Origin of the sequence: Ralstonia sp. UBA689 (assembly GCF_002298975.1) — a bacterium.
Lineage (GTDB): Bacteria > Pseudomonadota > Gammaproteobacteria > Burkholderiales > Burkholderiaceae > Ralstonia.
This window is the reverse complement of record NZ_DBMV01000014.1, coordinates 22,763-48,348: the sequence shown is the minus strand read 5'-3', so window position 1 is coordinate 48,348 and position 25,586 is coordinate 22,763. Positions and strand designations below refer to the sequence as shown.

The window sequence follows — 25,586 nt, the reverse complement described above, 5'->3', positions numbered from 1 at the left end:
CCGAACAGGCAGATCAAGATGACCGCACTCGTTATTGCTGAACACGACAACCAATCCATCAAGGCCGCGACGCTGAACACCGTGACGGCGGCCGCACAATGCGGCGGCGACGTCCACGTGCTGGTGGCCGGCGCTGGTTGCGGTGCCGCCGCCCAGGCCGCCGCGCAAATCGCCGGCGTGACCAAGGTGCTGGTGGCCGACGCGCCCCAGTTTGCCGATGGCCTGGCCGAGAACGTCGCCGAGCAGGCCCTGGCCGTGGCCGGCGCCTACAGCCACATCCTGGCGCCCGCCACCGCTTACGGCAAGAACATCCTGCCGCGCGTGGCCGCCAAGCTGGACGTGGCCCAACTGTCCGACATCACCAAGGTCGACAGCCCGGACACCTTCGAGCGCCCGATTTACGCCGGCAACGCGATTGCCACCGTGCAATCGGCCGACAAGGTGAAGGTGATCACCGTGCGCGGCACGGCGTTTGACGCCGCTGCCGCCACCGGTGGCTCGGCCGCTGTCGAGAACGTCGCCGCCGTGGCTGATGCCGGCATCTCGCAATTCGTCTCGCGCGAAGTCACGAAGAGCGACCGTCCGGAACTGACCGCTGCCAAGATCATCGTGTCGGGCGGCCGTGGCGTGGGCTCGGGCGAGAACTACACCAAGGTGCTGACGCCGCTGGCCGACAAGCTGGGCGCCGCGCTGGGCGCCTCGCGCGCCGCAGTGGACGCCGGCTTCGTGCCGAACGACTACCAAGTCGGCCAGACCGGCAAGATCGTGGCACCCCAGCTCTATATCGCCGTTGGTATCTCGGGCGCGATCCAGCACTTGGCCGGCATGAAGGATTCCAAGGTGATCGTCGCGATCAACAAGGATCCTGAAGCGCCGATCTTCCAGGTGGCCGACTACGGCCTCGTGGGTGACCTGAACACCGTGGTGCCGGAGCTGGTGGCCGCACTGGGCTGATTGCACCGCGCAGCGTGCCTCTTTTGACGCGCGCCGCAATGCCCGACGCAAAGCCGCTTCCGACCTGTTTGGAAGCGGCTTTTTTATACGCGAGCGCTATCAGGACGGCGTGGACACTTTGACTGACGCGTCGTCCTGATCGCGTTTAATGAAAGATTGGAGAGAGACATGACCTATCAAGCTCCCGTCAAGGACATGCTGTTCGTGATGAACGAACTCGCGGGCCTGGACAACGTTGCCAAACTGCCCGGTTTCGAAGACGCCACCGCCGACACCGCACAGGCCGTGCTGGAGGAAAGCGCGCGCTTCACTGGTGAAGTTGTCGCCCCGCTCAACGTGGAGGGCGACCGCAACCCCAGCAGCTGGAAGGATGGTGTAGTCACCGCTAGCGCCGGCTTTAAGGAGGCCTTTGCGCAATTCGGCCAGGGCGGTTGGCAGGGCGTGCAGCACCCGCTCGAATACGGCGGCCAGGGTCTGCCCAAGCTGATTGCCACCGCTTGCATCGAGATGCTGAACGCGGCCAACCTGTCGTTTGCGCTGTGCCCGCTGCTGACCGATGGCGCCATCGAAGCGTTGCTGACCGCTGGCAGCGAAGAGCAGAAACAGCGCTTCGTACCCAAGCTCATCTCCGGCGAATGGACCGGCACGATGAACCTGACCGAGCCGCAGGCCGGCTCCGACTTGGCGCTCGTGCGCACGCGTGCCGAGCCGGTGGGTGACGGCACGTTCAAGATTTTCGGCACGAAGATCTTCATCACCTGGGGCGAGCACGACATGGCCGAGAACATCGTCCACCTCGTGCTGGCGCGCACGCCGGGTGCGCCGGAAGGTGTGAAGGGCATTTCGTTGTTCGTGGTGCCGAAATTCCTCGTCAACGAAGACGGTTCGCTGGGTGCGCGCAACGATGCATATTGCGTTTCGATCGAGCACAAACTCGGCATCAAGGCGAGCCCCACTGCCGTGCTGCAGTTTGGTGATAACGGCGGTGCCATCGGCACGCTGGTCGGCGAGGAGAACCGCGGCCTGGAGTACATGTTCATCATGATGAATGCGGCGCGTTATGCCGTGGGCATGCAGGGTATTGGGGTGTCTGAGCGCGCGTATCAGAAGGCTGTGGCCTATGCGCGTGAGCGCGTGCAGAGCCGTCCGGTGGATGGTTCCGCAGCCAAGGCGGTGCCGATCATTCATCACCCGGACGTCAAGCGCATGTTGCTGACGATGCGTGCCATGACCGAAGGCGCCCGTGCGCTGGCCTATGTGGCCGCCGCTGCGTGTGATGCCGGCCACCACGCTGCGGATGATGCCGCGCGCAAGAAGAACGAAGCGCTGTATGAATTCCTGGTGCCGGTCGTGAAGGGCTGGAGCACGGAGATGTCAATCGACGTGACGAGCCTGGGCGTACAGGTGCACGGCGGCATGGGCTTCATCGAAGAGACTGGCGCCGCGCAGTACTACCGCGATGCGCGCATTCTGCCGATCTACGAAGGCACCACGGCTATCCAGGCCAACGACCTGATCGGCCGCAAGACGGTGCGTGATGGCGGTGCGGTGGCGCTGGGCATCTGCGCAGAGATCGCCAAGGTGGAAGCTGCACTGGCGGCCAAGGGTGGCGCGCATTGTGATGCGATGCGCGTGCGTCTGGCTGCTGGCCGTGAGGCGATGGAATCGGTGGTGCGCTTCGTGGTCGTGCAGACCAAGGCGCAGCCGAACGCCGTGTTCGCGGGCAGCGTGCCGTATCTGCGACTGTGCGGCATCGTGCTGTCGGGCTGGCAGATGGCGCGTGCGCTGCTGGTCGCCATCGATCGTGAGAGCGAAGACCCGAACTTCTACGGCGCCAAGATCGCCACGGCGCGCGTGTTTGCTGACGTGCTGCTCACGCAGGCGCCGGGGATTGCGCAGTCGATCCTGTCGGGCGGCGAGACCATCGGCGCGGTGCCGGAAGTGCAGTTCTGAGTTGTGTTGCAGGCGTGAAAAAAGGGAGGCTGAAGCCTCCCTTTTTCGTTGGTGCGGGGTATGTCGGCGTTCAGGCCAGCGCAGGCTTGGTCGCCGGCATCTGGCCGCCGCCCAGGTAACGGTGGACCGACAGGTCATCGGCACGGATGGCGGGCGAACGGCCCGACACCAGATCCGACAGCAACTTGCCTGAGCCACATGCCATGGTCCAACCCAGCGTGCCGTGGCCAGTGTTGAGCCACAGGCCGCGCACCGGCGTCGGGCCGACGATGGGCGTGCCGTCCGGCGTCATCGGGCGCAGGCCGGTCCAGAACGAAGCGCGCGACACGTCACCGCCGCCCGGGAACAGGTCGTTGACGACGAACTCCAGCGTGTTGCGCTTGCCCGGGTCCAGGCGCTTGTCGTAGCCGACGATCTGCGCCATGCCGCCCACGCGGATGCGGTCGTCGAAGCGCGTGATCGCCACCTTGTAGGTCTCGTCCAGCACAGTGGAAACCGGGCTCTTGGCCGTATCTGTCATCGGCACGGTGATCGAGAAGCCCTTGAGCGGATATACCGGCACGCGCACGAGGTTCTGCAGGAACGACGTGCTGTAGCTGCCCAGCGCCACGACGACGAGGTCGGCATCCAGCGGCTCGCCATCGACCAGCGCGCCGCGCACGGCGTCGTTCTTGACGGTCAGGCTGTTGATGTTGCTGTTGAAACGGAAGCGCACGCCCAGCTGCTCTGCCAACGCCGCCAAGCGCGTGGTGAAGAGTTGGCAGTCGCCCGTTTCGTCATTGGGCAGGCGCAGGCCGCCGGCCAGCTTGTGGCGGGTGGAGGCCAGTCCTGGTTCACTGCGCACGAGGTCATCGCGCGAAAGCAGTTCGTATGGCACGCCGGCACGCTGGAGCACGGCGATGTCGTTCGCGGCGCCGTCAAGCTGTTGCTGGGTGCGGAAGACTTGCAGCGTGCCTTGCTGGCGGCCTTCGTAGGCGATGCCGGTGTCGGCGCGCAGGTCGCGGATGCAGTCGCGGCTGTACTCGGCCAGGCGGACCATCCGTTCCTTGTTCTGGGCGTAGCTGGCAGCGTTGCAGTTGCGCAGCATCTGCCACATCCACTGAAGCTGGAAGAGGGTGCCATCGGGGCGGATGGAAAGCGGCGCATGTTGCTGGAACATCCACTTGACGGCCTTGAGCGGCACGCCCGGCGCGGCCCACGGTGATGCGTAACCCGGCGAGATCTGACCGGCATTGGCAAAGCTGGTATCAAGCGCCGGACCGGCTTCACGGTCGACGACGGTGACCTCATGGCCGGCGCGGGCCAGATAATAGGCGCTCGTCACGCCGATGACGCCGCTGCCAAGAACGAGCACGCGCATGGTGATACTCCCCGGAGATGCAATCGCGATAGATGTCGCTATCCTATTCGCACATATCCAGCAATTGTTTCTGTATATTTTAGATAAACAGGAACAACTTCGATTTTGGGGTGATTTCATTCATGCGAACCCAGCGCAAGCCTATCCGGGCCCTCGACAAGCTCGATCGCCGCATCCTCGACCTGCTGCAGAAGGACGGGCGCCTCTCCATGAAGGAGTTGTCCGAGGCTGTCGGCTTGACCATTACGCCGTGCATCGAGCGCGTCAAACGGCTGGAGCGCGAGGGCTTCATCCTCGGCTATTACGCACGGCTGAACCCGGCCATGCTGGGCGCTTCGCTGCTGGTGTTTGTCGAGATCAGCCTGGGCAGCAAATCCGGCAACATGTTCGAGCAGTTCCGGCGCGAGGTGTTGCGCATTCCCGAAGTGCTGGAGTGCCACCTCGTCTCGGGCGATTTCGATTACCTCATCAAGGCACGCATCCGCGAGATGAGCGAATACCGCCGCCTGCTGGGCGACATCCTGCTGCAGCTCCCTGGTGCGGTGCAGTCCAAGAGCTACATCGTGATGGAGGAGATCAAGGAGACGCTCGCCATTGATGTGACGGAGGCGGGCGCGTGACGTAGCGTTGTCACGGAAGCGACTTACGCTGGGCGGCATCCTTCTCACCGATACCCGGAGCCACCATGTCCGACCAGCCGATCTTCAAGCCGACCCGCCGCACGCTCATCAAGGGTCTTGTTTCCGCCAGCGGCAGCGCGTTGCTCGGTTCGCGCATCGGCGAGGTGCTGGCGCAAGGCGCGGCCCCAGCGGTGGTGACTTCCGAACGTCTGCGCCCGCAACTGCCCGGCGGCGTGATGAGCGGCGACGTGACCGCCGACAGCGCCATCGTCTGGAGCCGTACCGACCGCCCGGCACGCATGATCGTCGAATATTCGACCGACACCGCTTTCAAGAACGCTGCCCGCCGCATCGGCCCGTCCGCCATCGAAGGCAGCGGCCTGACCGCGCGCGTGGACCTGACGGGTTTGCCGTCCGGCGCCGATCTGTTCTATCGCGTCAGCTTTCAAGACCTCGTGCACGACAAGGCGTTCAGCGAGCCCGTCACTGGTCGCTTCCGTACGACGCCCGTGCAAGCCAATCGCGAGATCTGCTTCGTCTTCTCGGGTGACGAGGCCGGCCAGGGCTGGGGCATCAACGAGCGCTTCGGCGGCTATCGCCTGTATGAAGCGATGCGTCGAGAGTCGCCCGATTTCTTCATCCACTCGGGCGACCAGATTTACGCCGACGGCCCCATTCAGGCCGAGGTGAAGCTGCCGGATGGCTCGCTGTGGACGAACCTTGTCACCGAAGCCAAATCGCACGTTGCGCAGACGCTCGACGACTATCGCGGCGCGTTCGCCTACAACCAGCTCGACAAGAACAAGCGCCGCTTTGCCGCCGAAGTGCCGTTCCTTGTGCAGTGGGACGATCACGAAGTGCGCAACAACTGGTACCCCGGCCAGCAGATCGGCCCCGAAGAGAAGCGTTATCAGGAGCGCAGCGCGTCGCTGCTGGCCGCACGTGCGCGGCAGGCGATGTTCGAATACAACCCGTTCCGCTTCAACCCGATCGACCCGGAGCAGATCTATCGCGCGTTCCAGTACGGTCCGTTGCTGGACGTCTTCATGCTCGACGAGCGCAGCTATCGCGGTCGCAACTCGCCCAACCGACAGACCACGCTCGATGCCGATTCCGCATTCCTCGGCCCGGCACAGACGGCGTGGCTCAAGCAATCGCTCAAGCAATCGAAGGCAACGTGGAAGGTGATTGCCAGTGACATGCCGATTTCGCTGGTGGTGCCCGACCTGAACCCCGATGTGCCCAAGGGCACGTTCGAGGCGTGGGCCAATGCTGACGACGGCGCACCGTCCGGCCGCGAACTTGAGCTGGCCGACATCCTGCGCTTCATCAAGGAGGAGAACATCCAGAACGTGGTGTGGGTGACGGCCGATGTGCACTATGCGCAGGCGACGTACTACCATCCGTCGCGCGCGAAGTTCACCGAGTTCAAGCCGTTCTGGGAATTTGTCGGCGGGCCGATCAACGCCGGCACGTTCGGCCCGAACGAGGTGGACCAGACCTTCGGGCCGGATCTGCGCTACATCAGCATCCCCAAAGACAATCCACAAAACCAGTCGCCGGCCGCGCTGCAGCAGTACTACGGTCGCGCCAAGATCGACCCGGCCACGCGCACGATGATGGTCTCGCTGCATGACCTGGACGGCAAGTCGCTTTGGGAGGTGAAGCTGGACCCGGAAGCGTAGCGAGCGCCACGCACAGCGGACTGCAGGCGGATGCGATACGATCAGCGGGCCCCGCATCCGACCTGTTCCGCTGTGTCCGACCCGTCCGATCGCCATGTCCCGCGCAAGGGGCGTGGCGCCACGTCCAACTTGCAAGGCCGCTTCGAGCGCGATGAACGCGCGCGCGTTGATGATGGCTGGCAGTCGCTCGTCGGCCAGTTAGATCCCGAGGACACGCCGCCACGCATCGAGACCACGATTTCCATTGAGCGTGCGCGCTCGATCCTGAGCCACAACCAGTCGCCGGACATTCCGTTTGGTGTGTCGCTCAATCCGTATCGCGGCTGCGAGCACGGCTGCGTGTACTGCTTCGCGCGGCCAACGCATGCGTATCTGGAGTTGTCGCCGGGGCTCGATTTCGAGACCAAGCTGTTCGCCAAGACGAACGCTGCGGAGGTGTTGCGAGAAACGCTGGCCAAGCCGGGCTACCGTTGCGAGGCGATTGCGCTGGGCGTGAACACGGATGCATATCAACCCATCGAGCGAGAGCTGCGCGTCACGCGCGACGTGCTGCAGGTGTTGCACGACTGTGACCACCCCGTTGGACTGATCACCAAGTCGTCATTGATCGAACGCGATATCGACCTGCTCGCGCCAATGGCCACCAAGAACCTCGTCGTGGCGGCCGTTACGATCACTACGCTCGATGCGGATCTGGCGCGCAAATTGGAACCACGCGCGGCCACGCCTTCGCGCCGCCTGCGCACGATCCGCACGCTGGCCCAGGCGGGCATTCCGGTGGGAGTGAGCGTTGCGCCGATGATCCCGTTCGTTACCGACGACCACATGGAGCAGATCCTGGAAGCTTCGCGCGAGGCGGGCGCCACATACGCGAGCTACATCGTGCTGCGCCTGCCCAATGAGCTGAACGCTGTGTTCCAGGATTGGCTGATGGCGCATCTTCCTGACCGTGCGCAACGCGTCATGAACCGCATCCGCGACCTGCACGGCGGCCAGGACTACAAGGCTGATTTCACCACGCGCATGCGCGGCACCGGCATCTGGGCCGACCTGCTGCGGCAACGCTTCTACAAGTGCGCCGACAAGTTCGGCTTCAGCTATCACCGCTACAACGAACTGGTGCTCGACACCTCGCAGTTCAAACCGCCCGTGCGCGTCATCAAGCCAAGGAAGCCGGTTGACGAACGCCAGGGCAGCCTGTTCTGACGGCGAATTACTGCGACAGCTCCTTCGCTGCCTGCACCTGCGTTTCGAAATAGGTCTGGAAGGTGATGGCAAGGCCGGCCATCAGCAGGCCGGTGCCGATCATGAGGGTGAGGATGGTCAACAGTACGATAGGCCAGCCCGATTGTGTGGGCGTGCCGTCGGCATTGAATTGCGCATCCCATTTATCGTCGGGGCGCAGGCCATACACCAGCGCTGACAGGTAACCGGCCAGCACGGACGATCCGCCGACGATGGCGCAGATCCAGCCGGGCAGGCTTGCCCGATTGGTCGTCCACAGCAGGGCCACGCCCACGACGCCGAGCACCATGGAAAGCGCCTGCGTCCACGCCCAGAAGTCGCGCCCGCCCTTGAGGTAGAAACGATGGGCGCCCACGCTCCCGAATAGGAAGGCGAGCAGCACGGTCAGCAGCTTGGATTTTTTTTGGAGAGCGATCGTAGGCATGATGGGCGTAGAACACACGGCAGCACGGCAACAGCGTCGTGCATTCTACGCCCGAGACAATCCGCGGCGCAGCCCGTTGGCTGCACTGGGGCGCGTCTCGAGGACGCATCAACAATCAGTGGAGGCGGCTTTCAGTTCGGCCGGACGCACGCAGCGTTGCGATGGCGCTGTGGCGGGAAGGGCGGGGGCGCTAAATCGGAACCGGACGCAGCGACGGCACGCTCAGCGACGCCGTCAGGTCTTGCAGCAGTTGGGGCGCCTGTTGGCGCAGGCTGACTTCGCCGTAGAGCAAGTGGGCGAGCATCAGCATGAAGGCCGAGGTCCATATCAGACCCAGGATGAGCCGCACATGGCGGTGGAGTTGGAACAGCATGGAGGCACCTGTTGTCGTTGTGATTGGTGTGATGGAAATGGCACGCCAAACGTGTGCCACTCACCAGCTAATACGACTGAGGTGTGTAAAGCAAGTTCCGCGATGTGAAATGTGGCGGTCTGGAGCAGCCAAGTTGATGTAGCGGTCAGCCCCGTCGCGAGCCGCGCCAGTTGCCGCCCTGACCGCCGCCATTGCCACGTTCCTGGCGCATGCGTTCCTGCTGTTGCCAGTCGCCTCGACCGCTGCCTTCGCGGGGTTGCACGCGACCGTTGAGGCGGTCGTCGGCGCGGGCGCGCGCCTCCATCCGCTCCATCTGCGCGCGGATGCGGGCAGCCTGGTCGCTGCGGGCATCAGCGAAGAACATCTGCGCCACCATCGGCTGCGCACGCGGCGCAGCGTTGGCGCTCTGCGTCCAGGCGGGCATGGCGGGTTCTGCAAAGGCGACGGCGGCCTGACGCGCCGATGCGTTGGCAGCCAGGGCGCCCGCAGAGGCGACAATCAGAACACCCGCCGCCAAGGGGTGAAGCAATGCACGGATCGGCATGGCTATCTCCTGTCGGACAAGGGTTCGAAAGCGCCACGCGCCGCGCGTGTTCCTGGCATGAGCAAGAGAGACCGGCAGCGCGTGTTCATGCCTGTCAATGTAAGGCTTCACTCAGGTCGCATCCACTGTCCAAAGGTTTCCCGTGTAACGAGATGTTTCCCGCACGCATTGCCCTGGCAATAGGCGATGCGAGCGTCATTTTCCGATGTAGCGGACGCGATACACGGCGCCAGCGTAGTCGTCGGCGATCAGCAGGCTGCCGTCCGGTGTGACGAGCACGTCAGCGGGGCGGCCCCAGACGCGCTCGCCCTGCAGCCAGCCTTGCACGAAGGGTTCTTGCTTTGTCACCTTGCCTGCTTCATCGATCACCACGCGCATGACTCGGTAGCCGACCTTGGATGAGCGGTTCCACGAGCCATGCTCGGCAATGAAGATGTTGTTGCGGTACGCCGCCGGGAAGCTGGTGCCCGTGTAGAAGCGCATGCCGAGCGCTGCCACATGCGCGCCCAGCTTGGTGATTGGTCGCACGTAGTCGCTACACGGATGGCCCGCGCCAAATTCCGGGTCGGCGATGTCGCCGGCGTGGCAGAACGGAAAGCCGAAATGCTGGTTGGGTGCGGCGATGCGATTGAGTTCGTCGTCGGGTTGGTCGTCGCCCATCCAGTCGCGGCCGTTGTCGGTGAACCACAGCTCGTGCGTGGTCGGGTGCCAGTCGAAGCCGACCGTGTTGCGGACGCCGCGTGCGACGAGTTCGAGGTGGCTGCCGTCGGCGTTCATGCGCATGAGGTTGGCGTAGCGGCTCTCGTCGGGGCGGCAGATGTTGCACGGGGCGCCTACGGGTACGTACAGCTTGCCGTCGGGGCCGAACGCAATGAACTTCCAGCCGTGGTGCGTCTCGGTGGGCAGCTTGTCATTAACGACGATGGGTTCGGGCGGGTTGTCCAGGCGCTTGTCGATGCCATCGAGCCGCACCACGCGCGATACGGCCGAGATGTACAGGCTGCCATCGCGCCAAGCCACGCCGACAGGAAGCTGCAGGCCGGAGGCCACCGTGCGCACCGGCGCATTTGGCGTCTGCATCGCCAGCGCATAGACTTTGCCAGCACGGCTGCCGACGTACAGGATGCCGGCTGGAGACAGCGCCATTTCGCGTGCAGCCGGCATCGCATCTGTCAGCACCTCGGCCTGGAAGCCGGGTGGCACGCGCAGGGTTTCGATCGGCAACTTGGCGCCGGCCGGCAGCGCAACGCCAAGCCATGCCGCAAGCACAATCGCTGCCCGCGCGTAACGCTCGTGCCACGCACGCCAACCGCTGCGCGCCCGCGCTGAACCTAAGTGTTTGTTTGGTCTGGAAAATTGGGCTATACTTGCGCGTTTCTCTGTACGCATACCCAGTTTTTCAAGGAAAAGATCCATGGTCGTGATCCGTCTGGCCCGCGGTGGCTCCAAGAAGCGCCCGTTCTTCAACATCGTCGCGACTGACTCGCGTAACCGCCGTGATGGTCGTTTCATCGAGCGCGTTGGTTTCTATAACCCGCTCGCCAAAGATGGCGAAGAAGGTCTGCGCCTCGTGCAAGATCGTCTGGCTTACTGGCAAGGTGTTGGCGCTCAACTGTCGCCGACGGTTGCCCGTCTGGTGAAGCAAGGCGCTGCGAAGGCTGCTGCCTAAGTTTTAGCATGCGTCGATCGACGGTGCCGTCCGTGCACATTCTGCTGTGACGCGCGCCGCATCGACACGACCCGGTCCTGTGGCCGTCGCAACGCAGGCGACCTCGCAAAAGGTGGCTGAGCGCTTGCAAGCCATGCGCCCGGGGGCAAGCACCAATCCATCGCTTCCCGACGATCTGGTCGAGGTCGGCTATGTGGGCGGTGCTTATGGTATTCGCGGTTGGGTCAAGGTCCAGCCGCACGGCGATGCCGATGCGCTGCTGCATGCCCGCACTTGGTGGCTCAAGCCTGCCGCCGGGGTGCTTGCAGCATCGACGGACTGGCTGGTATTCCCTGTCGGTACATCGCGCGAACACAGCGGTACGGTGGTGGCAGGCTCGCCTGCCGCGCCTGATCGCAATGTTGCCGAGGCGCTGCGCGGTTGTGCGGTGTGGGTCAGCCGGGCCGATTTTCCAGAACCGGACGACGACGAGTTCTATTGGGTCGACCTGATCGGCGCCACGGTCGTCAACGAGCAGCAGGAAACGCTCGGCACGGTGGCGGGCCTGATCGACAACGGCGCGCATCAGATTCTGCGCATCGTTGGCGAGGACGACGTCGAGCGATTGGTGCCATTTGTCGAGGTTTACGTGAAGTCGGTGGATGTCGCTGGTAAGCGCATCGTCGTCGACTGGGGTCTGGATTACTGAACATGCGGCCGGAGAATTCGGCGATGCAGTTCGACGTCATCTCGTTGTTTCCGGACATGTTCCGGGCGCTGACGGACTGGGGTATCACCAGCCGCGCAGCCAAGCAGCAGGTGTACACGTTGCGCACCTGGAACCCACGCGACTTCACGACGGACAACTACCGTACGGTAGACGACCGGCCTTATGGTGGAGGCCCCGGCATGGTGATGCTGGCCAGGCCGCTGGAAGCTGCGCTGGACGCGATCCAGCAGGCACAGGCGCCGGCGGCTTCGCATGTGGTGCTGTTGTCGCCGCAAGGCAGGCCGCTCACGCACCGGCGAGTGATGGAGTTGGCGCAGTTGCCGGCGCTCACGCTGCTGTGCGGGCGTTACGAGGCGATTGATCAGCGCCTGGTCGACCGTCGTGTCGATGAGGAAATCAGCCTCGGCGATTTCGTTCTCTCCGGTGGCGAGATTGCGGCGATGGCCATCATTGACGCGGTGGTGCGGCAGTTGCCCGGTGTGCTGGGCGATGCGCAGTCGGCGGTGCAGGACAGCTTCGTCAATGGCTTGCTCGACTGCCCGCACTATACGCGGCCGGAAGAGTACGAAGGCGTGCGTGTGCCCGATGTCTTGCTGGGCGGCCACCACGCCGAGATCGAGAAGTGGCGCCGCCAGCAGGCGCTGTTGAATACAATGCGCAAGCGGCCCGATCTGATCGAGGCGGCACGCAAGCAGGGTTTGTTGTCCCGCAGCGATGAGGTTTTCCTCGCTGCCGCGGCGACGACGGCAAAGGGGCCGGAAGCTTCCACACCGGAAGCCTCGGCCAAGTGAAGGAAGCTTTGCAGAACGTAGCGAGCGATTCGAGGTTGACCTGAGAAGCGCAGCCGTACATTGGTATGGCGAGCATCGCAAGGGCAAGGTTGGATTGCGCAGTAGTTCTGCGGAAATTCCGAAGTTCCCATCCTCTACCGGGGCCGCGGTCAACCGACCGGGCAAAACGCCGGCATGATGGTCAAGGAGAAAAAGATGAATCTCATCGAGCAAATCGAGCAGGAAGAAATCAAGCGCCTGACGGCCAACAAGACGATCCCCCCGTTCGCCCCTGGCGACACCGTGATCGTCAACGTGAACGTCGTTGAAGGCAACCGCAAGCGCGTGCAGGCGTATGAAGGCGTGGTGATTGCCAAGCGCAATCGCGGCCTGAACTCGTCGTTCATCGTTCGCAAGATTTCTTCGGGCGAAGGCGTGGAGCGTACGTTCCAGCTGTACTCGCCGCTGCTGGCCAGCATCGAAGTGAAGCGTCGCGGCGATGTGCGCCGTGCCAAGCTGTACTACCTGCGCGAGCGCTCGGGCAAGTCGGCACGCATCAAGGAGAAGCTGACCTTCAAGCGCAAGGAAGTCGCTGCGGAGTAATCTGCGCGCGTTGCGAAAAGGCACCTTCGGGTGCCTTTTTTCTCTTTTGCGGCGGAAAATTGCCCTCACGTAATTGCCTTCCGCCTACGATCATTCCATCTCCGCCCCATGCGCCGTCCCGCGTTCGATCCAGAGCAGTTGCCGGTGTTGCAAGCCGCAGCGCCCTTGCCGGCACTCGGTGCCATGCGGCTGACTGTCGATTTTGTGCGCGAGCGTCTGCATGCTCAGCCCACCTGGCAGCCGGAGCATACCGACGAATCCCGTCTGATTGACGGCTCACTCAAACTGCGTGAGGCGGCTGTGCTGGTGCCGCTGGTGCAGCGCGCGGCGGGCCTGACGGTGTTACTGACGCAGCGCAATGCCTCCTTGAGCCAACATGCCGGACAGATCAGCTTTCCTGGTGGCGGCCGAGAGGCGATCGACCGCGACATGGTTGCCACCGCTCTGCGCGAGACGGTGGAGGAGGTCGGCATCGGTCCCGATTTCGTCGAGGTGGTGGGCCGTCTGCCGGACTACATTACCGGCACGGGCTTTCATGTGAGCCCGGTCGTCGGATTGCTCACGCCCGACTTCAATCTGCGCCCGGCCCCAAGCGAGGTCGCCGAGGTGTTCGAGGTACCGCTTGCCTTCCTGATGGACCCATCCAACCACGAAGTGCGCGAACTGCGTTGGGAAGACCGCGTGCGTCGCTTCTATGCCATGCCCTATCGGCGGCCGGACGGTGGCTACTACTTTATCTGGGGCGCCACCGCGGGCATGCTGCGCAACCTGTATCACCTGCTGGCCGCGTAGCGGATGTGACAACAGGGCCTCACAGCGTGCGTTGTTGTGCGCACGCCGTATGCTATCGTCTTGCACATCGCATTCACGGCGTGGCACGCGCCTTCGCAACACCAGTCCAATGACCTTTTTCTCCGTACTCTGCGCGCTGATCCTTGAGCAATTCCGTGCGCTCAGCCGGGACAACCCGATCTACGACGTTGTGCGCGCACTCGCTGCACGGGCGGAAACCTGGTTCGATACCGGACAGCGCCGCGATGCCATCCTGGCCTGGTGCGTGGTCACGCTGCCGGCCGTGGTGGTGGTGGCGCTGGTGCACTACCTGCTGTCGTCGATCAGTATCGGGCTGGCGTTTCTGTGGAACGTACTGATGGTCTATCTGACCTTGGGCTTCCGCCAGTTCAGCCATTACTTCACCGATATCCACGAAGCACTGCGCAGCGACGACGTCGTCACGGCACGGCTGATTCTGGCCGAGTGGTCCGGGCGGGATACGACCGACATGCCGGTCAATGAGGTCGTCCGCCACACGCTCGAATGCGCGATCGTGGCGGTGCATCGCCATGTGTTCGGCGTGTTCTTCTGGTTTCTCGTGCCGATCGGGCCAGCGGGCGTGGTGCTGTATCGCGGCGCCGAATATCTGGCGCGCCACTGGAGCGAGCCGTCGATGGAACGCAGCCCTGCGCTGGGCCTGTTCGCGCGCCAGGCGTTCTTCATCATTGATTACGTGCCGGCGCGCCTGACGGCCATCGGCTTCGCCATCGTCGGCAATTTCGAAGATGCGGTGTACGCGTGGCGCAATCGTGCCGCCAAGTGGAGCGACGAGGTGAACGGCATCCTGCTGGCGGCCGGCGGCGGCGCGTTGGGCGTGCGCCTGGGCATGCCCATCCCGCAGCGTGATTCCGCCGAGAGCATTGCCGACGAAGACGGCGCGTATCCGATGGAAGTGGGGCAGGAGGCGAACGTGCGCACGCTGCAATCGGCCGTGGGGCTGGTGTGGCGCGCGGTCGTGCTGTGGATGCTGCTGCTGGCGATGCTGTCGGTCGCCGTGTGGCTGGGCTGAATTCCCATCTGTCCTTCTAGGCCGCATCCTCGCGGTCGTGGCCGCAGCGCCAGCATTGGGCGAACTGCGGCTCGTGCATCTCTCCGCAGTGGGAGCAACGCCAGGCAGGGCCGCTTGGCGGATGCCGCGCCTGATCCAGCAGCGTTCGTGCCTGCGCTTCCTGTTCTGGATTCACCAGCCAGACCTGCGCGGCGCAATCCTGCGGCGGAACATCGCCTGCCACGCTGCTCAGGTAGATGTTGCGCAACTCGGTGCGGATGCCTGCGGCAGAGAGCACGTTCTGCCAATGCGCCGCCATGCCGAGCGATGGACTGCTGACTAACAGTTTCATCCCTGCCTCTTCTATCGGTCGCTACGGGCCGCTACCAGGGCTTCTGCTGCTCCGATTCGTGCAGCAACTGCGCATAGAGCTGGTGCCGGCGCGGATCGATCTTGCCTTCGGCCATTGCGCCCAGGATGCCACAGCCGGGCTCCTGCAGGTGTCGGCAGTTATAAAAGCGGCATTCGGTCAGGTGCGGCCGGAATTCGGGGAACGCGCGTTCGAGCATGCCTTCGCTCAGGTGGTGCAGACCGAATTCCTGGAAACCCGGCGAGTCGATCAGCACGCCGCCCTGGCCCCAGTCGGCCGGCAGATGATAGAGCCGCGTGAAGGTGGTCGTGTGCTTGCCGGAATCGAGCTTCTCTGAAATCTCGCGCGTCTGCGCATCCACGCCCGGGATCAGCAGGTTCAGCAGCGATGATTTGCCCATGCCAGACTGGCCGATGAGGATCGACGCGCGGCCGGCGATATGCGGCTCCAGGGCGGCGTGCGCGGCCTCCGGTGCGCCATGCACTGTCAACTCCACGACCGTATAACCAAGCTCGCGATATAGCGCCAGCCGTCCGCGGGCTGTCTCCAGCCGGGCGGTCAGGTCGATCTTGTTGAGCAGGATCAGCGGCGTGATGCCGAGCGATTCGGCGGCGACCAGTGCGCGGCCGAGCAGGTCATCGGAAAAGCTCGGCTCGGTGCCAAGCATGATGACGACCTGATCGAGGTTCGCGGCCAGCATCTTGGACTTGAACTGGTCGGAGCGGTGGAGCAGGTTGCGCCGCTCGTCCACGCGTACGACCACGCCTTGGTCGACAGCCGTGGCTTCAAAGATGACGTGGTCGCCGACAGCGCATTCGCTGCGCTTGCCGCGCGGGAAGCACTGCAGGAAGCCACCGCCTTCGCGTTCGACCAGATAATGGCGGCCGTGCGCGGCGATCACCAGTCCGCGCTCGCCGGTGGCAGTCTGCTTGTGAGCACGGCCCGGTTTGCCGCGCGTCATGCGCCGGCCTGCACGAGGCGTGTGACGCGCTGTGAGGCCGTCGGGTGCGAGTAGTAGAACGCCGAATAGACCGGGTCGGGCGTCAGCGTCGAGGCATTGTCCTGGAAGAGCTTCACCAGCGCCGAGACGAGTTGCTTCGCATCGGCATGCTGTGCCGCGAAGGCATCGGCTTCGTACTCATCCTTGCGCGAAGACAGGCTGCCGATCGGCGAGATGAAGAACGTGAACACCGGCAGCGCCAGAAAGAACAGCATCAGCGCCAGCGCGTGGTTGTCGGAGAACAGGTTGGGCGCTACGCCCAGGCCCAGATAGAACCACGTCCGGGTCATCAGCCAGCCGAGCAGCGCCAGTGCGCCCAGGCTCAGCACGAACGTCACGGCGATGCGCTTGGTGATGTGGTGGCGTTTGAAATGACCCAGCTCGTGCGCGAGCACCGCTTCCATTTCGGACGGGTTGAGGCGTTCGAGCAGCGTATCGAAGAAGACGATGCGCTTGGTCGCGCCAAAGCCGCTGAAGTATGCGTTGCCGTGCGCGCTGCGACGGCTGCCGTCCATCACGAACAGACCCTTGCTGGCAAAGCCGCAGCGCTTGAGCAGGCTTTCGATGCGGGTGCGCAATTCTTCGTCCTGCAGGGGCGTGAACTTGTTGTAGAGCGGCGCGATGACGTTCGGATAGATCGCTTGGACAAACAGCATGAAGGCCATCCACACGATCCAGGTGTACAACCACCAGTGCGCGCCCATTTTGTCCATCAGCCACAGTACGGCCAGCAGCAGCGGTAGCCCGAGCACGGTGCCAATGGCGATGCCCTTGACCAAGTCGATGGCCCAGAGCTTCCAGGTCATGCGGTTGAAACCGAAATGCTCTTCGACGACAAACTGCGCATACAGCGAGAACGGTAGCTCGACCACGCTGCTGATGACGATGACCGACGCGATGAGCGCCACGCCGTAGGCATAGCCCGGACCGAACACGCCTAGCCACGCCTGGTTGATCCAGTTCAGCCCGCCGAGCAGCGTCAGCGCAATCAGCAGGACTGCCTGCACGGGCACTTCCAGCATCGCCAGCCGGGTGCGGGCGACGGTGTAGTCGGCGGCCTTGCGGTGCATGTCCAGCGTGATCGACTCGGCAAACTGTGCGGGCACGGTATCGCGGTGGCGCGCCACGTGGCGGATCTGCCGCGCGGCCAGCCACAGGCGCGTGGCGGACATCAGCAAGAGAGCGATCAGGAAGACTGCAGTAAAGGCGGGCATGTGGGGAAACACCTATCAGATATGCGAAAATTATAGCCTTCAGTCATTTTCTCAAGGCATTCCGTGAGCACCTCCGCTTCTCAGCCGATTCAACAACCGGCCGCATCGTCCCAGACCCCCCACCGCGTTGCCGCCAAGAGCGACAACAACCTGGTCTGGCTCGACATGGAGATGACTGGCCTGAGCCCCGAGAACGACCGCATCATCGAAGTGGCCGTGGTGGTGACAGATTCGGAGCTGAATGTGCTGGCCGAGGGCCCGGTGCTGGTGATCCACCAGTCCGACGAGTTGCTGGACGGCATGGACGCATGGAACAAGGGCACGCACGGCCGCTCGGGCCTGATCGACAAGGTCAAGGCGTCGACTACCACGGAAGCGGAAGCGGAAGCGGAGTTGCTGGCGTTTCTCAAGAAGTGGGTGCCCAAGAGCAAGTCGCCGATGTGCGGTAACTCGATCTGCCAGGACCGCCGCTTCATGGCGCGCTACATGCCCAAGCTGGAGGCGTATTTCCATTACCGCAACCTGGACGTCTCCACGCTCAAGGAACTGTGCAAGCGCTGGCAGCCGGCCATCGCCAAGGGCTTTACCAAGCACCAACGGCACACGGCGTTTGCGGACATCATCGAGTCGATCGAAGAGCTGCGTTACTACCGCGAGCACTTTATCCGTGACGTACCGCAGATGCCGGAAGCCGAAGCGCTGGCCTCCTCGGTTGCACCGTAATCCTTAAATCTGCAGCGGTTTGGCGCGCACGGCGTGCTTGGGCCGCCAGGCCTTGACCACGCTGTCGTGCGTTTCGACGTACGGGCCGCCAATCAGGTCGATGCAGTAGGGCACCGCCGCGAAGATGCCCGGCACCGTGGCGCGGCCTTCGACGTCCTTCACACCTTCCAGGGTTTCCTTGATGGCGCGCGGCTGACCGGGCAGGTTGACGATCAGCGCCGCGCGTGACGGCGTCTCGCGGATCACCGCCACCTGCCGTGACAGGATCGCCGTCGGCACGAAGTTCAGACTGATCTGCCGCATCTGCTCGCCAAAGCCCGGCATCTCCTTAGTGGCCACCGCCAGCGTGGCTTCGGGTGTCACGTCGCGGCGCGTCGGGCCGGTGCCGCCTGTGGTGAGCACCAGATTGCAGCCGACGTGGTCCACGAGGTCGATCAGCGTGGCCGAAATGGTGGCCTGGTCGTCCGGAATCAGCCGCTCCACGCCTTGCCATGGCGACGACAGCGCGGCGCCAAACCAGTCGCGCAGCGCCGGAATCCCTTCATCCTGATACGTGCCGGCCGAGGCGCGGTCCGAGATCGACACAAAGCCGACGATCAGTTCGTCGGGGTGGCGTCGGGTGAGCGGGGCGGAGGCAGTCATGCTTCGTCGTCTTCGGCTTCGGGTTGATCGGCGTCGCCTTCGTCGCGGTCATTGCCGGCCAGGGCCTGCTTGACCATCTGGAACAGCTCGCGCGACGACTTGGGCGGCTTGGCCAGTTGCGCTTCCTTGCGTGCGTTGCGCACCAGCGTGCGCAGGGCTTGCACGTCGGCGTCCGGGTGCGCTGCAATAAAGTCGGTGACGGCATCGTCGCTGGCGATCAGGCGGTCGCGCCAACGCTCGATGGCGTGCAGGCGTGCGGTTTCTGCCTTGGAGGCGCCAACGAAGGTGGCCAAAACGCGGCGGATGGCTTCGACTTCCTCGTCGGTCAGGGCGCGCATCAGCTTGCCGATGTACTGCATCTGGCGACGCTTGCCCTCGTGGGCGGTGATGCGCTTTGCATCGCGCAGCGCGTCGGCCAGCGTGTCGGGCAACGGCACCTTGGCGAGTTTGTCCTTGGGCAGCGCTTCTAGGGCGGTGCCCAGGTCTTGCAGGGCGTTCACCTCGCGCTTGCGCTGCGATTTGCTCTTGGGCGTATCCGGATCGTCCTCGTCACCGATGTCGGTACGCACGACGGGTTGCAGATACGTAGGGTTGTGTCGGGATGCTCGGCTCATGGCGCGCATTGTATCTTGCTATGATGGGCGCCTACGCCAAAACGGCCCCGTTTCTCCCCCCTTCCTTGCCTATGTCCCAAACGCTCGATTCCAAGACTGATGACTCTGTGTTTGCCTACCGCCGCGAACAGCTCGAAGAGATGGCGCGCGATGTGCTGCGCGTTGCACGTGAGCTCGGCGCCACCGATGCCGCAACGGAAATCTCCGAAGGCCAGGGCTTGTCGGTCACGGTGCGCAAGGGCGAGATCGAGACCATCGAGCAGAACCGCGACAAGATCGTCGGCGTGACGGTCATGCTGGGCAAGAAGCGCGGCAACGCCAGCACGTCGGATTTCTCGCCGGCTGCGCTGCGCTCCACGGTGGAGGCTGCCTACAACATCGCGCGCTTCACCGCTGACGACGACTGCGCTGGCCTGGCCGAAGAAGAGCTGCTGGAAAAGCATCCGCGCGACCTGCAGCTCTACCACCCGTGGACGATCGACGCTGAAGCCGCCGTTGAGATCGCCCGCGCTGCCGAAGCCGCCGCCTTCGCCGTGAGCCCGAAGATCCGCAACAGCGATGGCGCGAGCATCTCGGCGCAGCATTCGCACTTCGTGCTGGCGACCTCGCGCGGTTTCCTAGGTGGCTATCCGTATTCGCGACACTTTATTTCGTGCGCGCCGATCGCGGGGGCGGGCGCGCATATGCAGCGCGATGACTGGTATTCGTCCAAGCGCTCGCCCAAGGATCTGGCCGCGCCCGAAGCCATCGGCAAGTACGCTGCGGAGCGCGCGCTGGCACGTCTGTCCGCGCGCAGGCTGACCACGCGCAAGTGCCCGGTGTTGTTCGAGGCGCCGCTGGCGGCTGGCCTGCTGGGTGCGTTCGTGCAGGCCGTGTCGGGTGGGGCGCTGTACCGCAAGTCGACTTTTCTGCTCGATTCGCTCGGCAAGGAAATCTTCGCACCGCACGTACAGATCAAGGAAGACCCACATGTATTGAGCGGCATGGGCAGCGCGCCGTTCGACGAGGAAGGCGTGCGCACGCAGCGTCGCGACGTGGTCAAGGATGGCGTGGTGGAGGGCTACTTCCTGTCGACGTATTCCGCACGCAAGCTGGGCATGCAGACCACTGGCAACGCGGGCGGCTCGCACAACCTGACGCTGTTCTCCGACAAGACCAAGCCTGAGGACGATTTTGCCGGCATGCTGCGCCGTATGGGCACGGGTCTGCTGGTGACCGAGCTGATGGGGCAGGGCGTCAATTACGTGACCGGCGACTACTCGCGCGGCGCATCGGGTTACTGGGTCGAGAACGGCGTGATTCAGTATCCGGTGGAAGAGATCACCATTGCCGGCAACCTGCGCGAGATGTTCCGCCAGATCGTCGCCATCGGCGCAGATGCGCTGGTGCGCGGCACGAAGGAAACCGGTTCGATTCTGATTGAACAGATGACGATCGCTGGCGAGTAAGCCCATTCGCTCATACAAAAAACGCGCTCGAAACTGAGCGCGTTTTTTTGTTGCCTGCGATTTCGCGATCGGCTTACTGCTCGTCCGACGGTGGCCGTTCGTACGTGACAAAGGCGTAGTCGAAATCGTTGGGCGTGGCGGCGTGGTGTGTCTCGCGGGCAACCTCATGCCAGACCGTCGGGTCGGGCGCCGGGAAGTGCGCGTCGCCTTCAAAGTCCGCATCAATCTCGGTGACGATCAGGCGGTCGGCGCTCGGCAGGGCATCCGCATAGAGCTGCGCGCCGCCGATCAGGAAGATCTGCTCAACACCCACACACAGGCGCTGCGCGTCTTCCAGCGAATGGGCGATCTCGCAACCCGGCAGCTCCAGCTTGGCGTTGCGCGTGACGACGATGTTGCGCCGGCCGGGCAGCGGGCGACCGATCGAGTCGTACGTTTTGCGGCCCATCACGATGGGCGCGCCCATGGTGGTGCGCTTGAAGTGTGCGAGGTCTTCGGGCAGGCGCCAGGGCAGCGTGTTGTCGCGTCCGATCACGCCGTTGCGGGCGCGTGCGACGATCAGGGTCAGGATGGTCATACGGCGACGGGAGCCTTGATGGCTGCGTGGCTCTGGTAGCCGACGATCTCGAAGTCTTCGTACTGGTAATCGAAGATGCTCTCGGGCTTGCGCTTGATGTGCAGCTTCGCCAGCGGCAGCGGTTCACGCGCGAGTTGCGTTTCGACCTGTTCGAAGTGGTTGTTGTAGAGGTGGCAGTCGCCGCCAGTCCAGATGAAGTCGCCCACATCCAGGCCGGTCTGCTGCGCAATCATGTACGTGAGCAGCGCATAGCTGGCGATGTTGAACGGCACGCCGAGGAAGATATCGGCGCTGCGCTGGTAGAGCTGGCACGACAGCTTGCCGTCGGCCACGTAGAACTGGAAGAACGCGTGGCAGGGCGGCAGCTTCATGCGCGGGATATCGGCCACGTTCCAGGCCGAGACGATCAGCCGGCGCGAATCGGGGTTGCGCTTGATCTGCGCGATCAGCTCGGCGATCTGGTCGATGTGCTCGCCGGTGGGCGAAGGCCAGGAGCGCCATTGGTAGCCGTAGATCGGGCCCAGCTCGCCCTCGGCGTCAGCCCATTCGTCCCAGATCGTCACGCCGTTGTCCTGCAGCCAGCGCACGTTGGTTGCGCCCTGGAGGAACCACAGCAGTTCATAGACGATGGACTTGATGTGGACCTTCTTGGTGGTCACCAGCGGAAAGCCATCCTGCAGGTTGAAGCGCATCTGGTGGCCGAACACGGAGCGCGTGCCGGTGCCGGTGCGGTCGGCTTTGTCGGTGCCATGTTCGTAGACATGGCGCATCAGGTCGAGATAGGGCTGCATTGCGGCGAGCAGGGCGTCGGAAATCGATTGAGCCGCATTGTAACTTGCCCGACAAGGTGGTGACTGTACTGGAAGTGTCTGGAAACTGGCCTGGTCGAATGGGCGGCACAGTTTGACTGACAAATCGCAGAACTGTCGATGTTCTGCGAGTCAGCGGGCAGGGAAGATAGGCCTGTCGAATCAAACTGTCTGCTGGAGATCGTCATGTCGCCCGTTACCACCGCCGCCTCACTCAACCGTGCTGCTGAATTGCGCCGTCTGCGCGCTGCTGCAAGTGTCGTCAATGCAGTGATCCCGCCGACGCCGCAGTATTGTTGGCCGCTCCTCTCGCAGGCCATGGGCACGGCGGTGTGGGTCAAGCACGAAAACCATACGGAAGTGGGCGCCTTCAAGGTACGCGGTGGCCTGACTTATCTGCATGCGCTGCGTCGCCGCGAGCCGGAACTGCGCGGTGTGATTGCTGCGACGCGCGGCAACCTCGGCCAGTCGATCGCCCTGGCTGCGCGCCAGAATGGCATGGCAGCCACCATCGTCGTGCCGTACGGCAACAGCGTGGAGAAGAACGGCGCCATGCGTGCGCTGGGCGCAGAGCTGATCGAAGCCGGAGACGATTTCCAGGCCAGCCGCGAAGCAGCTGCGCAACTCGCCGCTGAGCGTGGACTGCACCTGGTGCCGGCGTATCACGAAGACCTCGTCGCCGGGGTGGCGAGCTATTGGCTGGAATTCTTCGACGCGGCACCGCTGGATGTGGTGTATGTGCCGATCGGCATGGGCTCGGGCATCTGCGCGGCAGTGGCGGCGCGCGACGCGCTGGGTTTGTCGACGCGCATTGTTGGCGTCGTGTCGGCACACGCGCGATGTTATGAGCACTCGTTTGCGAGTGGTGCGGTGGTGTCGGCGCCGGTATCGACGCTGCTGGCCGATGGATTAGCCTGCCGCACGCCGGATGCCAAGGCGCTGGCGGTGATCCGTGCCGGTGTCGACGAGATTGTCGCCGTGACGGATGGCGAGGTGGCCGAGGCCATTTGCCTATATTTCTCGACCACGCACAACGTGGCCGAAGGCGCTGCCGCTGCCGCCCTGGCGGGCGCGTGGCAGCAGCGCGAGCAGATTGCCGGTTTGCGTGTCGGCTTGCCGCTGACCGGCGGCAACATCGACCGCGCCATGCTGGCGCAAGTCTTCGCCGGTCAGTCGATCCCGGCTTAAGCCGGCTGCTGGCGGCGACGCTGCACCAGCCAGCCGCCGCCCAGCACGATCACGAACACCACTACGTAAACAGCCCATGTCAGCGGGGGCTGCTCAGCGAAGAACGGCTTGAGGATGGGTTCGGCCACGATCATGTGAGCCGCCGTGTAGGCCAGCACTGCCGCACCGCCGTAGATGATGAGCGGGAAACGCTCGATCAGGCGCAGCACCACGCCGCTGCCCCAGACCACCACCGGCACGCTGATCAGCAGACCGAGTACCACCAACAGGAAATTGCCGTGTGACGCGCCCGCAATGGCGAGCACGTTGTCGATGCCCATCACCGCGTCGGCGATGATGATGGTCTTCATCGCGCCCATCAGCGTGGTGCTGGCGGGGCCATGTTCGCCATCGTCGCCGCCGTCGTCAGCCAGCAGTTTCCAGGCGATCCACACCAGTGCCAGGCCACCCACCAGCATCAGGCCCGGGATCTTCAGCAGCCACACCACTGCCAGCGTCATCAGCGCACGCACAACGATGGCGCCCGCCGCGCCCCACAGGATTGCTCTCTTCTGCAGTTCGTGCGGAAGGTTGCGCGCGGCCAGTGCGATGAGGATGGCGTTATCGCCTGCGAGCACAAGGTCGATCACGACGATCGAGGCCAGCGCGGCAGCAAACTGCATGGTGAAAATTTCAGACAACCACTCCATGATGGCTCCAGAGTCAAACAAGAAACAGGGTTGACCGGATTACATGGAAGGCAGGGACGTGACGCTTTGCAGACCATGAATCCGGTTGCAAAGGTCTTGCTCGACACGAACAGGTTGGGAACCTGCCGGTGCCGGCACGACCGGAAGCGCGAGCTTCGTCATGACGATCGTGCCTGGGGCTGAAGAACCCCCGAGCTACTCCCCTTTGAGGAAGCCCGCATTATAGCGCAGCCGAATGATGTTGCACTGCAAAAACGCGATACCGGCGTCATACCGTCATGTGTACGCATTTTTCAGCGGCGATGGTGATTTTTACGATTGGCGTCATGCCGCGTTGTGACATTCTCGTGTGAAAGAACGGTGGCGCTGTCATGAAGCGGCGGCTACGCTGCAATTTCACCAGTGCGGAGCTAGTGGCACATTTCTCGCTGCCAGTGGCTTTCATGACCATGCTGTACCGTGCCGTTCCACCCCACCGGGAGACACCATGCAGGCCACCAAGCCATCCGCCGATGCCTATGCCCGCCGCGCGCTGGCTCGCCTGGTCCAGCCGGCGCCGATAGTCGATGCCGTCGGCGCCGGCCTGACCTTCTACCAACTCTTCACCGAGGACGACGCGGCCCTGCGTGCTGAGGCAGAGACAGGCTTGCTGGCGCCGGTTGCCAGCGTGAGTCCGAAGTTCTTCTACGATGCGCTCGGTTCGCGCCTGTTCGAGGCGATCACTGACCTGCCCGAGTACTACCCGACCCGCACCGAAGCCACCATCTTCAGCCTGCACGCCGCTGAGATCGCCCTGCGCGTCGGGCGCGGCGCCACGCTGATCGACCTGGGGGCTGGCAACTGCGAGAAGGCGGCGCGGCTGTTCCGCACGCTGGCGCCATCGCGCTACGTGGCCATCGATATCTCTGCCGAATTCCTGCGCGACACGTTGCGCGCGTTGGCGCGGCAACATCCGCAACTGCCGATGGTCGGCATCGGCGCAGACCTGTGCGAGCCGCTGGTGCTGCCCGATGCCGTGGGCGACGGGCGGCGCGTGTGGTTCTATCCCGGATCGAGCCTGGGCAACTTCACGCCGGATGACGCGCAGGCGTTTCTCGCGCGATTGCGCGAGGCTTCAGCGCCCGGCGACAGCGTGCTGATCGGCGTCGACCTGATCAAGGACGTGCGCCGGCTCGAAGCCGCTTATGACGATCCGCTTGGCGTGACCGCCGCATTCAACCTGAACGTGCTGCGCAACCTGAATCGTCTGCTGGGTGCGGACTTTGATGTGCAGGATTGGCGCCATGTCGCGCTGTACCGCGCCGAAATGCACCGCATTGAGATGCACCTTGAGGCCCGTCGCAACGTGACAGTGTGTTGGGCCGATCAGGCGCGCGCCTTCACCGTTGGCGAGCGCTTGCATACCGAAAACTCCGTCAAATACGACCTGCCGCGCCTGCAGGCACTCTTTGTCGATGCCGGTTTTGAAGACCTGCACACCTGGACCGACGCCGGCGGCGATTTTGCCGTCTGCCACGCCTGCATCGGTCGCTAGAGGCCCGAACGGCAACGGCGGGAGGGCGGAGTAAGCCGGTGCGATAA

28 protein-coding genes are annotated in these 25,586 nt (G+C 63.9%); 15 read left to right on the top strand and 13 right to left on the bottom strand.

The features are described from left to right. Positions 1-18: 18 nt before the first annotated feature. Together B4F51_RS07320 and B4F51_RS07315 are read left to right on the top strand one after the other, a co-directional pair. On the top strand, positions 19-954 hold the full coding sequence (locus B4F51_RS07320; protein ID WP_296224433.1) for an electron transfer flavoprotein subunit alpha/FixB family protein: 936 nt from the start codon (positions 19-21) through the stop codon (positions 952-954). Positions 955-1,122: 168 nt separating this feature from the next. Then, entirely contained in the window at positions 1,123-2,907 is a 1,785-nt protein-coding gene (locus tag B4F51_RS07315; protein ID WP_296224432.1) for an acyl-CoA dehydrogenase, read from the top strand. Between the two features lie 70 nt (positions 2,908-2,977). On the opposite strand, the gene B4F51_RS07310 is transcribed toward B4F51_RS07315, so the two are convergent. Beyond that, positions 2,978-4,267, bottom strand: a complete 1,290-nt coding sequence (locus B4F51_RS07310; RefSeq protein ID WP_296224431.1) for a D-amino acid dehydrogenase — start codon at positions 4,265-4,267, stop codon at positions 2,978-2,980. A 122-nt stretch (positions 4,268-4,389) separates the two neighbouring features. On the opposite strand from B4F51_RS07310, the gene B4F51_RS07305 reads away from it, so the two are divergent. The 3 genes from B4F51_RS07305 to B4F51_RS07295 all read left to right on the top strand — a co-directional run bounded on the left by B4F51_RS07305 (position 4,390) and on the right by B4F51_RS07295 (position 7,778). Further along, positions 4,390-4,887, top strand: a complete 498-nt coding sequence (locus tag B4F51_RS07305; RefSeq protein WP_296224430.1) for an Lrp/AsnC ligand binding domain-containing protein — start codon at positions 4,390-4,392, stop codon at positions 4,885-4,887. Between the two features lie 65 nt (positions 4,888-4,952). Continuing rightward, entirely contained in the window at positions 4,953-6,572 is a 1,620-nt protein-coding gene (locus B4F51_RS07300; RefSeq protein ID WP_296224429.1) for an alkaline phosphatase D family protein, read from the top strand. A gap of 72 nt (positions 6,573-6,644) precedes the next feature. After that, positions 6,645-7,778, top strand: coding sequence for a PA0069 family radical SAM protein (locus B4F51_RS07295; protein WP_296224428.1), 1,134 nt, complete (start codon positions 6,645-6,647; stop codon positions 7,776-7,778). Between the two features lie 7 nt (positions 7,779-7,785). On the opposite strand, the gene B4F51_RS07290 is transcribed toward B4F51_RS07295, so the two are convergent. The 4 genes from B4F51_RS07290 to B4F51_RS07275 form a co-directional block, all read right to left on the bottom strand. Further along, a complete protein-coding gene (locus tag B4F51_RS07290; protein ID WP_296224427.1) occupies positions 7,786-8,241 on the bottom strand; it encodes a TM2 domain-containing protein in 456 nt (151 codons plus the stop codon). Between the two features lie 190 nt (positions 8,242-8,431). Beyond that, positions 8,432-8,614 (bottom strand): hypothetical protein, encoded by a 183-nt coding sequence (locus B4F51_RS07285; RefSeq protein ID WP_296224426.1) that lies wholly within the window; start codon positions 8,612-8,614, stop codon positions 8,432-8,434. A gap of 145 nt (positions 8,615-8,759) precedes the next feature. Beyond that, the gene (locus B4F51_RS07280; protein WP_296224425.1) at positions 8,760-9,158 is read right to left on the bottom strand and encodes a hypothetical protein; all 399 of its coding nucleotides are present in this window, start codon (positions 9,156-9,158) and stop codon (positions 8,760-8,762) included. 195 nt (positions 9,159-9,353) lie between these two features. Then, on the bottom strand, positions 9,354-10,427 hold the full coding sequence (locus tag B4F51_RS07275) for a PQQ-dependent sugar dehydrogenase (protein ID WP_296224424.1): 1,074 nt from the start codon (positions 10,425-10,427) through the stop codon (positions 9,354-9,356). Between the two features lie 145 nt (positions 10,428-10,572). Here B4F51_RS07275 and rpsP point away from each other — a divergent pair, with 145 nt between their 5' ends. The 6 genes from rpsP (at position 10,573) to B4F51_RS07245 (ending at position 14,752) form a co-directional block, all read left to right on the top strand. Further along, positions 10,573-10,827, top strand: a complete 255-nt coding sequence (gene rpsP, locus B4F51_RS07270) for a 30S ribosomal protein S16 (RefSeq protein ID WP_021195488.1) — start codon at positions 10,573-10,575, stop codon at positions 10,825-10,827. Positions 10,828-10,873: 46 nt separating this feature from the next. Further along, complete coding sequence (gene rimM, locus B4F51_RS07265; protein WP_414706709.1) at positions 10,874-11,515, top strand: ribosome maturation factor RimM; 642 nt, start codon at positions 10,874-10,876, stop codon at positions 11,513-11,515. Positions 11,516-11,538: 23 nt separating this feature from the next. Next, positions 11,539-12,327 (top strand): tRNA (guanosine(37)-N1)-methyltransferase TrmD, encoded by a 789-nt coding sequence (trmD, locus tag B4F51_RS07260; protein ID WP_296224423.1) that lies wholly within the window; start codon positions 11,539-11,541, stop codon positions 12,325-12,327. Between the two features lie 195 nt (positions 12,328-12,522). Next, positions 12,523-12,909 carry a 50S ribosomal protein L19 gene (gene rplS, locus B4F51_RS07255; protein WP_296224422.1) on the top strand — a complete coding sequence of 129 codons (387 nt, stop codon included), beginning with the start codon at positions 12,523-12,525 and terminating at the stop codon, positions 12,907-12,909. Positions 12,910-13,017: 108 nt separating this feature from the next. Next, complete coding sequence (locus B4F51_RS07250; protein WP_296224421.1) at positions 13,018-13,701, top strand: CoA pyrophosphatase; 684 nt, start codon at positions 13,018-13,020, stop codon at positions 13,699-13,701. Between the two features lie 109 nt (positions 13,702-13,810). Continuing rightward, positions 13,811-14,752: a CobD/CbiB family protein gene (locus B4F51_RS07245; RefSeq protein WP_296224420.1), complete on the top strand. Its 942-nt coding sequence runs from the start codon at positions 13,811-13,813 to the stop codon at positions 14,750-14,752. A gap of 16 nt (positions 14,753-14,768) precedes the next feature. On the opposite strand, the gene B4F51_RS07240 is transcribed toward B4F51_RS07245, so the two are convergent. From B4F51_RS07240 to B4F51_RS07230, 3 genes are read right to left on the bottom strand one after another with little or no spacing between them, the layout of a single operon-like run. Continuing rightward, a complete protein-coding gene (locus tag B4F51_RS07240; protein WP_296224419.1) occupies positions 14,769-15,083 on the bottom strand; it encodes a hypothetical protein in 315 nt (104 codons plus the stop codon). Between the two features lie 31 nt (positions 15,084-15,114). Then, positions 15,115-16,062 (bottom strand): ribosome small subunit-dependent GTPase A, encoded by a 948-nt coding sequence (gene rsgA / locus B4F51_RS07235; protein WP_296224418.1) that lies wholly within the window; start codon positions 16,060-16,062, stop codon positions 15,115-15,117. Then, on the bottom strand, positions 16,059-17,315 hold the full coding sequence (locus B4F51_RS07230; protein WP_296224417.1) for a M48 family metallopeptidase: 1,257 nt from the start codon (positions 17,313-17,315) through the stop codon (positions 16,059-16,061). The genes rsgA and B4F51_RS07230 overlap by 4 nt, the downstream gene beginning before the upstream one ends. 63 nt (positions 17,316-17,378) lie before the next feature. Here B4F51_RS07230 and orn point away from each other — a divergent pair, with 63 nt between their 5' ends. After that, entirely contained in the window at positions 17,379-18,038 is a 660-nt protein-coding gene (gene orn, locus B4F51_RS07225) for an oligoribonuclease (protein ID WP_296224416.1), read from the top strand. A gap of 3 nt (positions 18,039-18,041) precedes the next feature. Here orn and mog read toward each other — a convergent pair whose 3' ends face one another. Both mog and yjgA read right to left on the bottom strand, forming a co-directional pair. Then, positions 18,042-18,680, bottom strand: coding sequence for a molybdopterin adenylyltransferase (mog, locus tag B4F51_RS07220; RefSeq protein WP_296224415.1), 639 nt, complete (start codon positions 18,678-18,680; stop codon positions 18,042-18,044). Beyond that, positions 18,677-19,294 carry a ribosome biogenesis factor YjgA gene (gene yjgA / locus B4F51_RS07215; protein WP_296224414.1) on the bottom strand — a complete coding sequence of 206 codons (618 nt, stop codon included), beginning with the start codon at positions 19,292-19,294 and terminating at the stop codon, positions 18,677-18,679. Before yjgA ends, mog begins: the two co-directional genes overlap by 4 nt. Before the next feature lie 71 nt (positions 19,295-19,365). On the opposite strand from yjgA, the gene pmbA reads away from it, so the two are divergent. Further along, entirely contained in the window at positions 19,366-20,742 is a 1,377-nt protein-coding gene (gene pmbA, locus B4F51_RS07210) for a metalloprotease PmbA (RefSeq protein WP_296224413.1), read from the top strand. Positions 20,743-20,815: 73 nt separating this feature from the next. On the opposite strand, the gene B4F51_RS07205 is transcribed toward pmbA, so the two are convergent. After that, entirely contained in the window at positions 20,816-21,319 is a 504-nt protein-coding gene (locus B4F51_RS07205) for a dihydrofolate reductase (RefSeq protein WP_296224412.1), read from the bottom strand. Continuing rightward, positions 21,316-22,110 carry a thymidylate synthase gene (locus B4F51_RS07200; RefSeq protein ID WP_296224411.1) on the bottom strand — a complete coding sequence of 265 codons (795 nt, stop codon included), beginning with the start codon at positions 22,108-22,110 and terminating at the stop codon, positions 21,316-21,318. Before B4F51_RS07200 ends, B4F51_RS07205 begins: the two co-directional genes overlap by 4 nt. Before the next feature lie 204 nt (positions 22,111-22,314). Between B4F51_RS07200 and B4F51_RS07195 the strand changes: the two genes are divergently transcribed. Continuing rightward, on the top strand, positions 22,315-23,316 hold the full coding sequence (locus tag B4F51_RS07195) for a threonine dehydratase (protein WP_296224410.1): 1,002 nt from the start codon (positions 22,315-22,317) through the stop codon (positions 23,314-23,316). On the opposite strand, the gene B4F51_RS07190 is transcribed toward B4F51_RS07195, so the two are convergent. Then, positions 23,313-24,005: a TerC family protein gene (locus tag B4F51_RS07190; RefSeq protein WP_296224409.1), complete on the bottom strand. Its 693-nt coding sequence runs from the start codon at positions 24,003-24,005 to the stop codon at positions 23,313-23,315. The two genes, B4F51_RS07195 and B4F51_RS07190, sit on opposite strands and share 4 nt — an antisense overlap. A gap of 487 nt (positions 24,006-24,492) precedes the next feature. Here B4F51_RS07190 and egtD point away from each other — a divergent pair, with 487 nt between their 5' ends. Continuing rightward, the gene (gene egtD, locus B4F51_RS07185) at positions 24,493-25,539 is read left to right on the top strand and encodes an L-histidine N(alpha)-methyltransferase (protein ID WP_296224408.1); all 1,047 of its coding nucleotides are present in this window, start codon (positions 24,493-24,495) and stop codon (positions 25,537-25,539) included. Positions 25,540-25,586: the final 47 nt, after the last annotated feature.

Bases quoted from the DNA above. Each gene is read 5' to 3' on its own strand.
- B4F51_RS07290 (WP_296224427.1), bottom strand. From the start codon at position 8,241: ATGCCTACGATCGCTCTCCAAAAAAAATCCAAGCTGCTGACCGTGCTG.
- rsgA (WP_296224418.1), bottom strand. From the start codon at position 16,062: ATGACGCGCGGCAAACCGGGCCGTGCTCACAAGCAGACTGCCACCGGC.
- rpsP (WP_021195488.1), top strand. From the start codon at position 10,573: ATGGTCGTGATCCGTCTGGCCCGCGGTGGCTCCAAGAAGCGCCCGTTC.
- trmD (WP_296224423.1), top strand. From the start codon at position 11,539: ATGCAGTTCGACGTCATCTCGTTGTTTCCGGACATGTTCCGGGCGCTG.
- mog (WP_296224415.1), bottom strand. From the start codon at position 18,680: ATGACTGCCTCCGCCCCGCTCACCCGACGCCACCCCGACGAACTGATC.
- egtD (WP_296224408.1), top strand. From the start codon at position 24,493: ATGCAGGCCACCAAGCCATCCGCCGATGCCTATGCCCGCCGCGCGCTG.
- B4F51_RS07285 (WP_296224426.1), bottom strand. From the start codon at position 8,614: ATGCTGTTCCAACTCCACCGCCATGTGCGGCTCATCCTGGGTCTGATA.
- B4F51_RS07205 (WP_296224412.1), bottom strand. From the start codon at position 21,319: ATGACCATCCTGACCCTGATCGTCGCACGCGCCCGCAACGGCGTGATC.
- pmbA (WP_296224413.1), top strand. From the start codon at position 19,366: ATGTCCCAAACGCTCGATTCCAAGACTGATGACTCTGTGTTTGCCTAC.
- yjgA (WP_296224414.1), bottom strand. From the start codon at position 19,294: ATGAGCCGAGCATCCCGACACAACCCTACGTATCTGCAACCCGTCGTG.
- B4F51_RS07240 (WP_296224419.1), bottom strand. From the start codon at position 15,083: ATGAAACTGTTAGTCAGCAGTCCATCGCTCGGCATGGCGGCGCATTGG.
- B4F51_RS07250 (WP_296224421.1), top strand. From the start codon at position 13,018: ATGCGCCGTCCCGCGTTCGATCCAGAGCAGTTGCCGGTGTTGCAAGCC.
- rplS (WP_296224422.1), top strand. From the start codon at position 12,523: ATGAATCTCATCGAGCAAATCGAGCAGGAAGAAATCAAGCGCCTGACG.
- B4F51_RS07300 (WP_296224429.1), top strand. From the start codon at position 4,953: ATGTCCGACCAGCCGATCTTCAAGCCGACCCGCCGCACGCTCATCAAG.
- B4F51_RS07305 (WP_296224430.1), top strand. From the start codon at position 4,390: ATGCGAACCCAGCGCAAGCCTATCCGGGCCCTCGACAAGCTCGATCGC.
- B4F51_RS07200 (WP_296224411.1), bottom strand. From the start codon at position 22,110: ATGCAGCCCTATCTCGACCTGATGCGCCATGTCTACGAACATGGCACC.
- B4F51_RS07195 (WP_296224410.1), top strand. From the start codon at position 22,315: ATGTCGCCCGTTACCACCGCCGCCTCACTCAACCGTGCTGCTGAATTG.
- B4F51_RS07310 (WP_296224431.1), bottom strand. From the start codon at position 4,267: ATGCGCGTGCTCGTTCTTGGCAGCGGCGTCATCGGCGTGACGAGCGCC.
- B4F51_RS07315 (WP_296224432.1), top strand. From the start codon at position 1,123: ATGACCTATCAAGCTCCCGTCAAGGACATGCTGTTCGTGATGAACGAA.
- B4F51_RS07190 (WP_296224409.1), bottom strand. From the start codon at position 24,005: ATGGAGTGGTTGTCTGAAATTTTCACCATGCAGTTTGCTGCCGCGCTG.
- B4F51_RS07230 (WP_296224417.1), bottom strand. From the start codon at position 17,315: ATGCCCGCCTTTACTGCAGTCTTCCTGATCGCTCTCTTGCTGATGTCC.
- B4F51_RS07245 (WP_296224420.1), top strand. From the start codon at position 13,811: ATGACCTTTTTCTCCGTACTCTGCGCGCTGATCCTTGAGCAATTCCGT.
- B4F51_RS07280 (WP_296224425.1), bottom strand. From the start codon at position 9,158: ATGCCGATCCGTGCATTGCTTCACCCCTTGGCGGCGGGTGTTCTGATT.
- B4F51_RS07320 (WP_296224433.1), top strand. From the start codon at position 19: ATGACCGCACTCGTTATTGCTGAACACGACAACCAATCCATCAAGGCC.